The organism is Kitasatospora sp. NPDC088351 (assembly GCF_040685575.1).
GTDB lineage: Bacteria > Actinomycetota > Actinomycetes > Streptomycetales > Streptomycetaceae > Kitasatospora.
The window spans coordinates 1-13,323 of sequence record NZ_JBFBIL010000071.1 but is presented as its reverse complement, the minus strand read 5'-3'; the positions used below and the strand labels follow the sequence as shown (position 1 = coordinate 13,323).

The window sequence follows — 13,323 nt, the reverse complement described above, 5'->3', positions numbered from 1 at the left end:
GCCCCCCGCGTGGGTCCTGTGAATCACAGCCGTCTCTCCAAATCCCCGAAGCCGCGAACGCCTTCCCCAACTACCCCAACATTAGAAGCCGGTTAAAGAATCCACATCGACATTAAGAGGGGATCCCCGTCATCCTCTGGGGGGAGAAACCACCCCGAAAACACCCCCCGTCCGGACGGCCGGTCCCCTCCGCCCCCCGGCGGAGGGACTACCCCTTCCCGTCCTGTGCCGCCATCGGCACCCGGGGCGCCACCACGGCGGGACCCGCGTGCCGTCGACGGAACAGGGCGGGCAGGCTCGGTGCGGTGATGAAGCCCTCGGCCCGCGCGCTCGCGATACCGATCCGCGGAATCTCGCTGCTCTTCTCGAACAGCAGATACCGCGGTTCCCAGATCGGCCGGTACTTCGCGTTGGCCCGGTACAGCGACTCGATCTGCCACCAGCGCGAGAAGAAACCCAGCACCGAGCGCCAGAGCCGCAGCACCGGACCGGCGCCGAGCCGCGAACCGCGCTCGAAAACGGAACGGAACATCGCGAAGTTCAACGACACCCGGGCCAGATCGACCTCCCGCGCGCGCTGCAGAAGTTCGATCACCATGAACTCCATCAGGCCGTTCTCGGTGTCCCGGGCCCGGCGCATCAGGTCCAGCGAGAGCCCGTCCGCACCCCACGGCACGAAGCTCAGCAGCGCCTTCAGCTCACCGTCCCCGTCGTGGCACTCCAGCATCACGCAGCGCCCGTCGCCCGGGTCGCCGAGCCGGCCGAGCGCCATCGAGAAGCCGCGCTCGGTCGCGCCGTCGCGCCACTGGTCGGCCTTGGCCACCAGCTCCGCCATCTCGCACTCGGGAATCTCCTCGTGCCGCCGGATCCGCACGGTGTACCCGGCCCGCTTGACCCGGTTGTAGGCCTGCCGGACCACCCGCATCGCCCGGCCGTCCAGCGAGAACTCGTCCAGCTCGACGATCGCCTCGTCACCCAGCTCCAGCGCGTCCAGCCCGTGCCGGGCGTAGATCACCCCGGCCTCCTCGGAGGCCCCCATCACGGCCGGCGCCCAGGCGTGCTCGCGGGCCTCGGACAGCCAGGCGTCGATCGCCCCCGGCCAGGCCTCCGGGTCGCCGATCGGGTCGCCCGAGGCCAGCGAGACCCCGCCGACCACCCGGTAGGTCACCGCCGCCTTGCCGCTGGGGGAGAAGACCACCGCCTTGTCCCGGCGCAGCGCGAAATAGCCCAGCGAGTCCCGCTCGCCCTGCTTGTCCAGCAGCGCGCGCAGCCGGACCTCGTCCTCCGGGGTGAGCAGTTCCTTGTCCCGCGGGCTGCGGAACGCCACATAGAGCACCAGCAGGAAGAGCACCGCGCCCATCGCGTTGATGACGGCGTTCACCCAGGTCGGGGCGGAGATCACCGAGCGCAGGTGCTCGGTCGGGGTGATGGTGATCATCCGGCCGACCGAGTAGCGGAAGAGGTCCCAGAAGCCGGCGCCGGGCAGGCTGTTGTTCATCCAGACCAGCAGCGCGCCGACGCCGCCGCCGAACAGCAGGCCGCCGACGAACGCGGCCGCCGCGGTCTTCGGGTTGGAGCGGTCGCCCTTGGAGGTGAACTCCTTCCGCCCGATCAGCAGGGCCAGCACGAACAGGCAGGTCAGCACGGTGGAGAAGTAGTTCAGCGGGTGCCGGCTGAACCGCTCGCCGGGCAACACCATGACGACCAGGTAGAGCAGGGCGAACACCCCGGCCAGCGCGGTGTTGAAGATCCACGCGGCCCGCTTGCGCCGCCGCATGGCGACCGCCAGGAACACCGACAGCACCGCGCTCGCCAGGCCGGCCGTCATCAGGTACGGGGTGAAGTACTCACCCTCGTTGTGCTCGGTCACCTGGTGCCGGAACGGTGCCAGCAGCACCGTCGCCAGGTTCAGCAGGGCCAGCAGCCGCATGTACCAGACGGTCGCGGTCGCCGCCCCGGGCCTCCAGCGCTCGAGCAGGCCGACGGGCCGGGGCCCGGCGGACGCGGCGGACGGCTCCGACTTCACAGTGGACGACACAGCTCAATTCCAAACGATCAGATGGTGGGGCGCATCCGCACACGGCCCGGCGCCGGGCGCCCGCACGGGCCCGACGGACTGACCGGCGGCCCTCGCCACGGCCGGAAACCGGCGAACGGGCAGCCAACTCCATGGTTCCCCACTCAGCGTGAGAATCGCGTGAACCCGGTAGCCGATTCCGACCCCCGCCGAACGGCGGGGGTTCCGCCGCAGCCACGCGTTCCGCGGGAATTGTCAGACACCCCCTAGGCTCGAAACCACTGCTGCGGACCGGCCGGACCCGGCCGCCCGAACCGAGGAGGGACCATCACCACCACCCGCGTGCTGATCGTGGACGACGAGATCCTGGTCCGCTCCGGCCTCGGCCTCATCGTCGGCTCCGCCCCCGATCTGGAGGTGGTCGGCGACTGCTCCGGCGGCCAGGCCGAGGGATGCGTCCAGCGCCTGCGCCCGCACGTCGTGCTGCTCGACATCCGGATGCCGGACCTCGACGGCATCTCGGTGCTGCGCCGGCTGCGCGCCCTGCCCGACCCGCCGGCCGTGGCGATGCTCACCACCTTCGACACCGACGAGTACATCGGCACCGCGCTGCGGGCCGGCGCCGCCGGCTTCCTGCTCAAGGACACCGCCCCGGACCAGCTGGTGCACGCCGTCCGGGTGCTCGCGGCCGGCGGCAGCATCCTCTCCCCGACCGTCACCCGCACCGTGATCGGCGGCTACGTCGACGGCGGCGGCCCGGACGCCGAGGCCGGCGCACTGGCCCGCACCCTCACCGGCCGCGAGCTCGACGTCCTGGCCCTGCTCGGCGAGGGCCTGTCCAACGCCGAGATCGCCGACCGGCTCTTCCTCGGCACCGGCACGGTCAAGGACCACATCAGCGCGATCCTCGGCAAGCTCGGCGCCGCCAACCGGGTGCAGGCCGCCGTGATCGCCCACCGGGCCGGTCTGGTCCGGCCGAAACCCGGCGACGGGGCATGACCGGCACCGACCCGTTCCCCTCCAGACACCTGCCGGCCCGGCTCACCGCGCCCTGGCTGATGCTGCTGCTGCCCGCCCTCTACTCCCTGGTGGACGCCACCCTGGTGGCCCGGGACGCCACCTGGTGGCAGGTCGTGTTCTCGGTCCTGGCCGCCGTGGTGCTGCCCTGGCGCCGGCGCTTCCCGGTGGCCGTCCTGCTGCTGACCATGCCCGGCAGCTACTTCGCCGACATCTGGCTCTCCCCGATCACCGCCGTCTACACGGTGGCCGCCGAGCGCCCCCGCCCCCGGGTGATGGTGCCCTGCGCGACCCTGTTCGCGCTGGTCGAGTTCTTCCACTGGCCGCTCTCCGAACAGTCCTTCGCCCTGACCCGGGAGACGGCGCTCTACGCCATCCAGTCCGTGATGCTGGCGGCCGGGCCGGCCGCCACCGGCCTGCTCTCCCGCACCCGCCGGGAGCTGGCGGCCAGGCTGGACGAGCTGACCCGCGGCCAGGAGCGGGAGAGCCGGCTGCTGGCCGAGCGGGTGCTGATCAGCGAGCGGGGCCGGCTCGCCCGGGAGATGCACGACGTGGTCTCACACCAGGTCAGCCTGATCAGCATCCAGGCCGGCGCGCTCCAGGTGAGCACCGCCGACCCGGCCGCCGCGGCCACCGCCCGGACCATCCGGGAGCTCTCCGTCCGCACCCTCGACGAGCTGCGGCAGATGGTCGGGGTGCTGCGCGCCGCCGGACCGCGCGGGGACATGCCGCTGGCCCCGCAGCCCCGGCTGGCGGACCTGCCCCGGCTGATCGAGGAGAGCGGCCTGGCCGCCGACACGGATCTGTCCCCCGGCGACCGGCCCTGGCCGGAGGCGGTCGAGCGGGCCGCCTACCGTACGGTCCAGGAGGCGCTCACCAACATCACCAAGCACGCCCCGGACGCCACCGTGCACGTCAGGGTCCGGGCCAAGGGCCGCCGGCTGCGGGTCGAGATCCGCAACGGGATCCCGCCGGTCCGGCCCGCCGAGACCCTGCCGGGCGGCGGCCACGGGCTGGTCGGCCTGCGCGAGCGGGCCCAGTTGCTCGGCGGCACCCTCGCCGCCGGGCCGACCCCGGACGGCGGCTTCGAGGTCCGGGCCGAGCTGCCCGCCACCCACGAGTGAGCGGCCCGCGGGCACCCGGACCCGCCCCGGGCACCCGACCGGGAGAACGAGAAAGCCCCGCAGATCCGAAGATCTGCGGGGCTTCGCTGTGCGCGAGGGGGGAGTTGAACCCCCACGCCCTTTCGGGCACTGGAACCTGAATCCAGCGCGTCTGCCTATTCCGCCACCCGCGCATGGGTGCCTGTCGTGGTTGCCAACCGATCAACCGATCCGCTCGATACCATGTGGCCTTCGCGGTTCTTCGATCCGGCTCCCTTTCGGGTGCCCCTTCCGACGTGGAAAACATTAGCACGACCTGCGGGTCACCTCCGAATCCGTTTCCCTGGGGGCCGAGCGCATCCGAACGGATGTCCGGCGAACTGGCGAGCGAGGGATGAGGGCCCGGTCGGACGGGTACTCCTGGCATGCTGCCGCAGGGATGCGTCACCCTGTGTGTCCGAGCCCACCCCCGGGCACCACGCGGTCCGGGAACCGTACGGATGGCCCCGGCGTGGATACGATCAGTACGGAAGTACCGCAAGTAGGCGCGACCGGCTCCCCGGGATCCGGTCGGAAGGCAGGCGAACGAACCCTGGAAGGGGGTGCCCCATGGGAGTGCTGAAGAAGTTCGAGCAGCGACTTGAGGGTCTCGTCAACGGCACCTTCGCCAAGGTGTTCAAGTCCGAGGTCCAGCCCGTGGAGATCGCCGGCGCGCTGCAGCGTGAGTGCGACAACAACGCGAGCATCTGGAACCGCGACCGCACCGTCGTGCCCAACGACTTCATCGTCGAGCTGAGCCCGCACGACCACGAGCGCCTGAGCCCCTACTCGGGCCAGCTGGGCACCGAGCTGGCCGGCATGGTCCGCGAGTACGCCGAGGCCCAGCGGTACAGCTTCATGGGCCCGCTCCAGGTGAACCTGGAGAAGGCCGACGACCTGGACACCGGTCTGTACCGGGTGCGCAGCCGCACGCTGGCCGCCGAGGAGCCGCAGCAGCAGGCCCCGCAGCAGCACCCGACCCAGGCCGGCTACGGCCGCCCGCCGGCCGCGCCGGCCCCCGGCGCACCGTGGCAGCAGCAGCAGAGCGCCGCCCCGTACGGCGCGCCCCCGCCGCCGGCCGCGCCCCCCGCCATGCCGCCGGGCCAGCCCGCCCCGGGCGGCGGCAACGTGCGCCCGTTCCCGGGCGCCGGCCACGGCACCTCGGTCCGCCGCTGGATCGAGGTCAACGGCGCCCGTCACCAGATCACCGGGAACGCCTGCGTGCTCGGCCGCTCCACCGAGGCGGACGTGCGGATCGACGACCCCGGGGTCTCCCGCAAGCACGCCGAGATCAGGCCCGGGACCCCGTCGATGGTGCTCGACCTCGGGTCCACCAACGGCATCGTGGTGGACGGACAGCACACCCAGCGCGCTACGCTCCGCGACGGCTCGCGAATCGTCGTGGGCTCCACCACCATCGTCTACCGACAGGTCGAAGGGTAGAGCGGGCCGGTTATGTCAGAACTGACCCTGACGGTCATGCGGCTGGGTTTCCTCGCCGTGCTGTGGCTGTTCGTCATCGTCGCGATCCAGGTGATCCGCAGCGACCTGTTCGGGACCAGGGTGAACCCCCGTTCCTCCCGCCGGGGCGGTGCCGCGACCGCCTCGGCTCCGGCCCCCGGGCCCGGGCGCGCCCCGCAGGGCCAGGCCGCCGGCCCGCCCCCCCAGCAGACCCAGGGCGGCGGCCGGCGCCGCGGCGCCCCGACCCAGCTGGTCGTGGTGCAGGGCTCGCTCGCCGGGACCACCGTCGCGCTGCAGGGCCAGACCATCACGCTGGGCCGCGCGCACGACTCCACCATCGTGCTGGACGACGACTACGCGTCCTCCCGGCATGCCAGGATCTATCCGGATCAGACTGGGCAGTGGACGGTCGAGGATCTAGGCTCCACCAACGGCACCTATCTGGACCGGCAGCGCCTGACCGCGCCGACCCCGCTCCAGCCGGGCATGCCGATCCGTATCGGCAGGACCGTCATCGAACTGCGGAAGTAGTAGCGCATGAGGGACAGCATCCCGTCCATGACCCAGAGGGGGGCTCAGGTCGCATGACCCTGGTGCTGCGCTTCGCCGCCGGCTCCCACAAGGGACTGATCCGGGAGGGGAACGAGGACTCCGGCTACGCCGGGCCGCGGCTGCTTGCCGTGGCCGACGGCATGGGCGGTGCCGCGGCCGGCGAGGTCGCGTCCTCGGAGGTGCTCGGCTCGATCGTCCGGCTGGACGAGGACGTGCCGGGCGCCGACCTGCTGACCCTGCTCGGCGACGCCGTCCAGGGCGCCAACGACCGGCTCCGGCAGATGGTCGAGGAGGACCCGCAGCTGGAGGGCATGGGCTGCACCCTCACCGCCATGCTCTGGACCGGTCAGCGGATGGGCATGGTGCACGTCGGCGACTCCCGCGCCTATCTGCTGCGCGACGGTTCGCTGGTGCAGATCACCCAGGACCACACCTGGGTGCAGCGCCTGGTCGACGAGGGCCGGATCACCGCGGAGGAGGCCGAGACCCACCCGCAGCGCTCCCTGCTGATGCGGGCGCTGGACGGCCGCGGCCAGGTCGAGCCCGACCTGTCGATCCGCGAGGTACGGGCCGGCGACCGCTATCTGATCTGTTCCGACGGCCTCTCCGGCCCGGTCAGCCACCAGACCCTCGAGGACACCCTCGGAAGCTTCTACTCGCCCGAGCAGACCGTGCAGGAGCTGATCCAGCTCGCGCTGCGCGGCGGCGGTCCGGACAACATCACCTGCATCGTGGCGGACGTCATCGACGTCGGCGCCACGGACACCCTGAGCGGCCAGTTCAACGACATCCCGGTGGTGGTCGGCGCGGTCGCCGAGACCCCGCCGTCCTCGGCCGCCGCCGACCAGTCGATCCTCGACACCCCGGCCGGCCGGGCGGCCGGCCTCGGGCGCGCCCCGCAGGGCGCCTTCGGCCCCGCCGAGGGCTACGACGGGTACGGCAACCCCGGCCAGGCCGGCTTCGGCCCGGCCGAGGGCTACGACGGGTACGGCTCCGACGAGCCCCCGGTGTACGGCACCGAGGACTACGACGACGAGGAGCGACCGAAGCGCAAGGGCAGGGCGCTCAAGGTCTCACTGGTGAGCCTGATCACCCTGGGCCTGCTCGGCGGCGCCGGCTTCTTCGGCTACCGGTGGACGCAGGGCCAGTACTACGTCGGCGTGGACGGCGACCACGTCGCGGTCTACCAGGGCGTCAACCAGAGCCTGGCCGGCCTGAACCTCTCCTCGGTGCACACCGCGTACCGGGACATCGAGCTCAAGTACCTGCCGCAGGACCAGCGCACCCACGTCACCAACACCATCTCCGCCAGCAGCCTGGGCGACGCCGACGACAAGGTGAAGAAGCTCGGCGAGCAGGCGGCACTCTGCCGTAAGGTCTCCGACGCCAGGGCGACCGCGACCAACCCGGCCGCGCCGGTCACCCAGGCGGCGTTCACGACGGCCGTCACCCCGAGCCCGTCCGCGACCCGCGCACCCGCGACGGCCACGGCCGCCCCGAGCGCGGCCGCCCCGAGCGCCGCAGCACCCAGCCAGAGCGCCGCCGCCCCGGCCGCCGGGCCGCAGAGCGACCTGCCGGGCCTGACCGAGGAGGAGCGGCTGAAGGCCGACTCCTGCCCGAAGCAGTGACGCCCGTGACCCGACATAGGCCCGCCCGCAGCGGGCCGGCCGGCCGTCAGGGAGCGGCCTCCACGTGAGCACCTTCGACCTGAGCAGTGGCCCGGGCAACCGGTCCGACGACCGCCGGACCCCCGGCGGGCCGACCGGCCGGGCCGCCTCGCGGCGCCGGGGCAACACCACGATCTCCCCCCAGGGCACGCCGAACCGGCGCAACACCGAGCTGGCGCTGCTGGCCTTCGCCGTGCTGCTGCCGGTCCTCGCGTACGCCAACGTGGGTCTCGCGATGGACGACTCGCTGCCGGCCGGCATGCTCGGCTACGGGCTCGGCATGGGGGCGCTGGCCCTGATCGCGCATCTGCTGATGCGCCGCTTCGCGCCGTACGCGGACCCGCTGATGCTGCCGATCGCCACCCTGCTCAACGGGCTCGGCGTGGTGATGATCTGGCGGCTCGACAAGGCCGGCAAGCTCCTGCACAACAACTACCCCGCCGCCGCCAACCAGCTGATGTGGTCGGGCCTCGGGGTGGCGCTGTTCATCTTCGTCATGATCTTCCTGAAGGACCACCGGGTCCTCCAGCGCTACACCTACATCTCGATGGCGCTGGCCCTGGTCCTGCTCGCGGCGCCGGCCTTCTTCCCGTCCCGCAAGGAGGACTTCGGCGCCAAGATCTGGATCCGGATGGGCAGCTTCTCCATCCAGCCGGGCGAGTTCGCCAAGATCATCCTGACCGTGTTCTTCGCCGGCTACCTGATGGTCAAGCGGGACGCGCTGGCCCTGGCCAGCCGCCGGTTCATGGGCCTCTACCTGCCGCGCGGGCGCGACCTCGGTCCGATCATCGCGATCTGGCTGGTCAGCCTGCTGATCCTGATCTTCGAGAACGACCTCGGCACGTCCTTCCTCTTCTTCGGCCTCTTCGTGGTGATGCTCTACGTCGCCACCGAGCGGACCAGCTGGATCATCTTCGGCCTGCTGATGTCCATCGGCGGCGCCGTCGCGGTCGCCTCGACCACCAGCCACGTCAAGACCCGGATCGACGCCTGGCTCGACCCGATGGCCGCCTTCGCGCCCAAACCGCCACAGGGCGCCACCGAACAGATCGGCCAGTCGCTGATGGCGCTGGGCTCCGGCGGGGTGACCGGCTCGGGCCTCGGCCAGGGCCGCTCATGGCTGATCGACTTCGCCGCCAAGAGCGACTTCATCCTCGGCTCCTTCGGCGAGGAGCTCGGCCTCACCGGCCTGATGGCGATCTTCATGCTCTACGCCCTGCTGATCCAGCGCGGCCTGCGCACCGCCATCGCCGCCCGCGACCCGTTCGGCAAGCTGTTCGCCGTCGGCCTCTCCTCGGCCATGGCCCTGCAGGTCTTCGTGGTGGCCGGCGGTGTCACCGGGCTCATTCCGCTGACCGGTATGACCATGCCGTTCCTCGCCCAGGGCGGGTCCTCGGTGGTCGCCAACTGGGCCCTGGTCGCGATCCTGCTGAAGATCAGCGACAGCGCCCGCCGCCCCGGGGTCGAACCGGCCCCCGCCACCGAGATCCAGGGAGGGTCCGCCTCATGAACAAGCCGATCCGTCGGGTCTCGATCTTCTGCCTCGTCCTGATCCTGGCCCTGATGGTGCGCACCAACTGGGTGCAGGGCGTCCAGGCCGAGGCCTGGGCCACCAACAAGAACAACAAGCGCCAGGTGTACGACCGCTACGCCCACCCGCGCGGCAACATCATCGTCGGCGGCCAGCCGGTCACCCAGTCGGACTTCGTCAACGGCCTGCGCTACAAGTACAAGCGCTCCTGGCTCGAGGGCCCGATGTACGCACCCGTCACCGGGTACTCCTCGCAGTCCTTCGGCGCCAGCCAGCTGGAGCAGCTGGAGGACGGCATCCTCTCCGGCAGCGACGACCGGCTGTTCTTCCGCAACACCCTGGACATGCTGACCGGCGAGCCGAAGAAGGGCGGCGACGTCCTCACCACGATCAACGCCAAGGCCCAGAAGGCCGCCTTCGACGGCCTCGGCAACAAGAAGGGCGCGGTGGTCGCGCTCGACCCGCGCACCGGAGCGATCCTGGCGATGGTCTCCACCCCGTCCTACGACCCCGGCACCTTCGCCGGCGGCGACGCCGCCGACACCAAGGCCTGGACGGACCTCAACGCGGATCCGAACAAGCCGATGCTCAACCGCGCGCTGCGCGAGACGTACCCGCCCGGCTCGACGTTCAAGCTGGTCACCGCGACCGCCGCGTTCGAGAACGGCCTGTACCAGAACATCGACGACGCCACCGACACCCCGAACCCGTACGTCCTGCCGGGCACCAAGACCGAGCTGAAGAACGAGAGCCAGTACGAGCAGTGTGAGAACGCCACGCTGAAGTCCGGCATGGACCAGTCCTGCAACACGGTCTACGGCAAGATCGGCGCCGACCTGGGCAAGGACAAGATGCGGGCGCAGGCCGAGAAGTTCGGCTTCAACAGCACGGTGGACACCCCGGTCCGCTCCGAGAAGAGCGTCTACCCGAGCAACTCCACCCCGGACGGCACCGCGCAGGACGCGATCGGCCAGCACGACACCCGGGCCACCCCGCTCCAGATGGCCATGGTCTCCGCGGCCATCGCCAACAACGGCAGCCTGATGCAGCCCTACCTGGTGGAGCAGGAGCGCTCGGCCTCGCTGACCACCATCTCCAAGCACACCGAGAAGCAGTTCTCCCAGCCGATGAGCCCGGCCACCTCGCAGAAGATGCAGGACCTGATGGTCTCGGTGGTGGAGAACGGCACCGGCAAGAACGCCAAGATCCCCGGCCTGACCGTCGGCGGCAAGACCGGTACCGCGCAGCACGGCGAGGACAACGCCGGCCTGCCGTTCGCCTGGTTCACCTCCTTCGCCAAGACCGCCGACGGCCAGTCGGTCGCGGTGGCGGTCGTGGTCGAGGACGGCTCGGACAACCGCGACGGCATCAGCGGCGGCCGGCTGGCCGCGCCGATCGCCAAGGCGGTGATGCAGGCGGCCCTCGGCAAGTAGGGAGGCCGCCGTCACGAGTGAGTGGAATGTCACGATCGGCACCTCTGTCCGGATACCGGTCTGATATCGGCCGACGGCCGACTCCGGCCACGGACGGTGCGACCGGTAGCGTATCCGCAAGCAGCGGGTGTGCCCGTTGCCCGCCCGCGGGGCGCAGCGAGGTCCGGCCGTAGAACCACCCGCGGCCCGGACGGCGTCACTCAGAGCGTGCGGGGACACCTACGTCACAACCTCACCGGCGGGTGAGGGAGAGGGTCGGAACTATGGAAGAGCCTCGTCGCCTAGGCGGCAGGTACGAGCTCGGCGGCGTCCTCGGGCGCGGCGGCATGGCCGAGGTGTACCTCGGCCATGACACCCGGCTCGGCCGTTCCGTCGCAGTGAAGACGCTCCGGGCCGACATGGCCAGGGATCCGTCGTTCCAGGCCCGCTTCCGCCGTGAAGCCCAGTCCGCGGCGTCCCTCAACCACCCAGCGATCGTCGCCGTGTACGACACCGGCGAGGACTACATCGACGGCATCTCCATCCCGTACATCGTGATGGAGTACGTCGAGGGCTCCACCCTGCGCGAACTGCTGCACTCCGGCCGCCGGCTGCTGCCGGAACGGGCGCTGGAGATGACCATCGGCATCCTGCAGGCGCTGGAGTACTCGCACCGGGCCGGCATCGTGCACCGCGACATCAAGCCGGCCAACGTCATGCTGACCCGGCAGGGCAACGTCAAGGTCATGGACTTCGGCATCGCCCGGGCGATGGGCGACGCCGGCATGACGATGACGCAGACCTCCGCCGTCATCGGCACCGCCCAGTACCTCTCCCCCGAGCAGGCCAAGGGCGAGCAGGTGGACGCCCGCTCCGACCTCTACTCCACCGGCTGCCTGCTGTACGAGCTGCTGACCGTCCGCCCGCCGTTCGTCGGCGACTCGCCGGTCGCGGTGGCGTACCAGCACGTCCGGGAAGAGGCACAGCCGCCGTCCGTCTTCGACCCCGAGGTACGCCCCGAGATCGACGCGATCGTGCTGAAGGCGCTCGCCAAGGACCGCGACTACCGGTACCAGAGCGCCGACGAGATGCGCGACGACATCGAGCGCTTCCTCGACGGCCTGCCGGTGGCCGCCGCCCAGCAAGCCGCCGCCTACGGCATGGGCGCCGCCGGCTACGGCTACGACCAGAACGGCTACCCGCAGCAGCAGGACCCGTACGGCCAGACCAACGTGCTGCCGCAGCAGCCCGGCGCCGGTCCGACCACGGTGCTCCCGCACGCCGGCGGGCAGCCCGGCTACGGCCAGCAGGCCGGCTACCCGGACGACGGCTACGGCCAGACCTACGCCGGTGCCCCCGGCGGTGGCAGCGACGACGGCTACGGCCGCGGCGGCGGACGGCGCGGCGAGGAGCCGCCGAAGAAGAGCAACACCTCCTGGATCGTGCTGGCGGTGGCCGCCGTGCTGGTCCTGGTCGGCACCTTCTTCGTGGCCCAGGCGATGTTCGGCGGCAAGAAGGACGACACCACCAAGGAGCCGCCCAAGATCGCGGCGCCGAACCTGGTGGGCAAGAGCCTGGCCGACGCCAAGGCGGCCGCCGTTCAGGCCGGTCCCAAGCTGGTGGTGACCGAGGGCGAGAAGATCGCCTGCCCGGACACCAACATCAAGAAGGACCAGGTCTGCACCCAGAACCCGGCGGCCCCCACCCAGGTCGCCGAGACCGCCACCATCACGGTGCAGCTCTCCTCCGGCCCGGCCAAGTCGAACGTTCCGTCGGTGGTCGGCAAGACCAAGGACGCGGCGATCAAGGCGCTCGCCGACGCCGGTTTCACCAACGTCCTCCCCGAGTACAAGGACGACGACACGGCCCCGCAGGAGCAGGTCATCGCCCAGGACCCGGCGGCCAACGCGGCCGGTGACCCGACCGCCCAGGTCAAGCTGACCGTCTCGCAGGGCAAGGCCAAGACGGTGGTCCCGAGCGTGCTCGGCCAGCAGAAGGAGGCCGCGCAGGCCGCCCTGGAGAGCGCCGGCTTCCAGGTCGACGCGTCGAAGACCACGCTGACCAACGACCCGACCAAGGTCAACACCGTCGCCTCGCAGTCGCTCCAGGCGAACAGCAAGGTCCCGGCCAACTCGAAGATCGTTCTGACCATCTACAAGGCGCCGGACAAGGCCACCGTTCCGGCGTTGCAGAACGTCCCGCTCAAGGACGCCATCAAGCAGTTGCAGGACGCCGGCCTCGGCTTCAGTGTGTCCGGCCCGCAGGACCCGAACGCCGTGGTGACGGGCGTCAACCCGCCCGCGGGCACCAAGCTGGACCCGAACACCCAGGTGACCCTGATGACCAGGCCGGCTGATCCGGCCAAAGGGGACACCCCCAACCCACCGCCCACCAAAGGGGGGAACCCCTAGCCCCTGGTTCCCCTTCTTCTGAGAGGGCGGTTCGAGAGTTGATGTCCGTTTCGAGTTGAGGTTGGGGAGAGGGCTGCTGGCTGCGGGGGTTCGGTCGGCTACTGCTTCTTGGT

Annotated in this window: 9 protein-coding genes and 1 tRNA gene; 8 read left to right on the top strand and 2 right to left on the bottom strand. The window is 71.1% G+C overall.

Annotated elements, in window-relative coordinates:
• Positions 1-208: 208 nt before the first annotated feature.
• Positions 209-1,930 carry a phosphatidylglycerol lysyltransferase domain-containing protein gene (locus tag AB0P06_RS32365; protein ID WP_363613749.1) on the bottom strand — a complete coding sequence of 574 codons (1,722 nt, stop codon included), beginning with the start codon at positions 1,928-1,930 and terminating at the stop codon, positions 209-211.
• A gap of 435 nt (positions 1,931-2,365) precedes the next feature.
• Here AB0P06_RS32365 and AB0P06_RS32360 point away from each other — a divergent pair, with 435 nt between their 5' ends.
• Both AB0P06_RS32360 and AB0P06_RS32355 read left to right on the top strand, forming a co-directional pair.
• Positions 2,366-3,016 (top strand): response regulator transcription factor, encoded by a 651-nt coding sequence (locus tag AB0P06_RS32360; protein WP_363613747.1) that lies wholly within the window; start codon positions 2,366-2,368, stop codon positions 3,014-3,016.
• Positions 3,013-4,158, top strand: coding sequence for a histidine kinase (locus tag AB0P06_RS32355; protein ID WP_363613707.1), 1,146 nt, complete (start codon positions 3,013-3,015; stop codon positions 4,156-4,158). Before AB0P06_RS32360 ends, AB0P06_RS32355 begins: the two co-directional genes overlap by 4 nt.
• 89 nt (positions 4,159-4,247) lie before the next feature.
• Here AB0P06_RS32355 and AB0P06_RS32350 read toward each other — a convergent pair.
• A tRNA-Leu gene (locus tag AB0P06_RS32350) sits at positions 4,248-4,331 on the bottom strand.
• A 415-nt stretch (positions 4,332-4,746) separates the two neighbouring features.
• Between AB0P06_RS32350 and AB0P06_RS32345 the strand changes: the two genes are divergently transcribed.
• The 6 genes from AB0P06_RS32345 to pknB all read left to right on the top strand — a co-directional run bounded on the left by AB0P06_RS32345 (position 4,747) and on the right by pknB (position 13,210).
• On the top strand, positions 4,747-5,619 hold the full coding sequence (locus AB0P06_RS32345; protein ID WP_363613705.1) for a DUF3662 and FHA domain-containing protein: 873 nt from the start codon (positions 4,747-4,749) through the stop codon (positions 5,617-5,619).
• 12 nt (positions 5,620-5,631) lie between these two features.
• Positions 5,632-6,168: an FHA domain-containing protein gene (locus AB0P06_RS32340; RefSeq protein ID WP_363613703.1), complete on the top strand. Its 537-nt coding sequence runs from the start codon at positions 5,632-5,634 to the stop codon at positions 6,166-6,168.
• Positions 6,169-6,221: 53 nt separating this feature from the next.
• Positions 6,222-7,817 (top strand): protein phosphatase 2C domain-containing protein, encoded by a 1,596-nt coding sequence (locus AB0P06_RS32335; RefSeq protein WP_363613701.1) that lies wholly within the window; start codon positions 6,222-6,224, stop codon positions 7,815-7,817.
• A gap of 172 nt (positions 7,818-7,989) precedes the next feature.
• Entirely contained in the window at positions 7,990-9,366 is a 1,377-nt protein-coding gene (locus AB0P06_RS32330) for an FtsW/RodA/SpoVE family cell cycle protein (RefSeq protein ID WP_363613745.1), read from the top strand.
• Positions 9,363-10,820, top strand: coding sequence for a penicillin-binding protein 2 (locus AB0P06_RS32325; protein ID WP_363613699.1), 1,458 nt, complete (start codon positions 9,363-9,365; stop codon positions 10,818-10,820). Before AB0P06_RS32330 ends, AB0P06_RS32325 begins: the two co-directional genes overlap by 4 nt.
• Before the next feature lie 263 nt (positions 10,821-11,083).
• Positions 11,084-13,210 (top strand): Stk1 family PASTA domain-containing Ser/Thr kinase, encoded by a 2,127-nt coding sequence (gene pknB / locus AB0P06_RS32320; protein ID WP_363613697.1) that lies wholly within the window; start codon positions 11,084-11,086, stop codon positions 13,208-13,210.
• Positions 13,211-13,323: the final 113 nt, after the last annotated feature.

Excerpts from the sequence above, each read along its gene's own strand:
- AB0P06_RS32365 (WP_363613749.1), bottom strand. The coding sequence starts at position 1,930 with ATGCGGCTGCTGGCCCTGCTGAACCTGGCGACGGTGCTGCTGGCACCG.
- AB0P06_RS32355 (WP_363613707.1), top strand. The coding sequence starts at position 3,013 with ATGACCGGCACCGACCCGTTCCCCTCCAGACACCTGCCGGCCCGGCTC.
- AB0P06_RS32345 (WP_363613705.1), top strand. The coding sequence starts at position 4,747 with ATGGGAGTGCTGAAGAAGTTCGAGCAGCGACTTGAGGGTCTCGTCAAC.
- AB0P06_RS32340 (WP_363613703.1), top strand. The coding sequence starts at position 5,632 with ATGTCAGAACTGACCCTGACGGTCATGCGGCTGGGTTTCCTCGCCGTG.
- AB0P06_RS32335 (WP_363613701.1), top strand. The coding sequence starts at position 6,222 with ATGACCCTGGTGCTGCGCTTCGCCGCCGGCTCCCACAAGGGACTGATC.
- AB0P06_RS32325 (WP_363613699.1), top strand. The coding sequence starts at position 9,363 with ATGAACAAGCCGATCCGTCGGGTCTCGATCTTCTGCCTCGTCCTGATC.
- pknB (WP_363613697.1), top strand. The coding sequence starts at position 11,084 with ATGGAAGAGCCTCGTCGCCTAGGCGGCAGGTACGAGCTCGGCGGCGTC.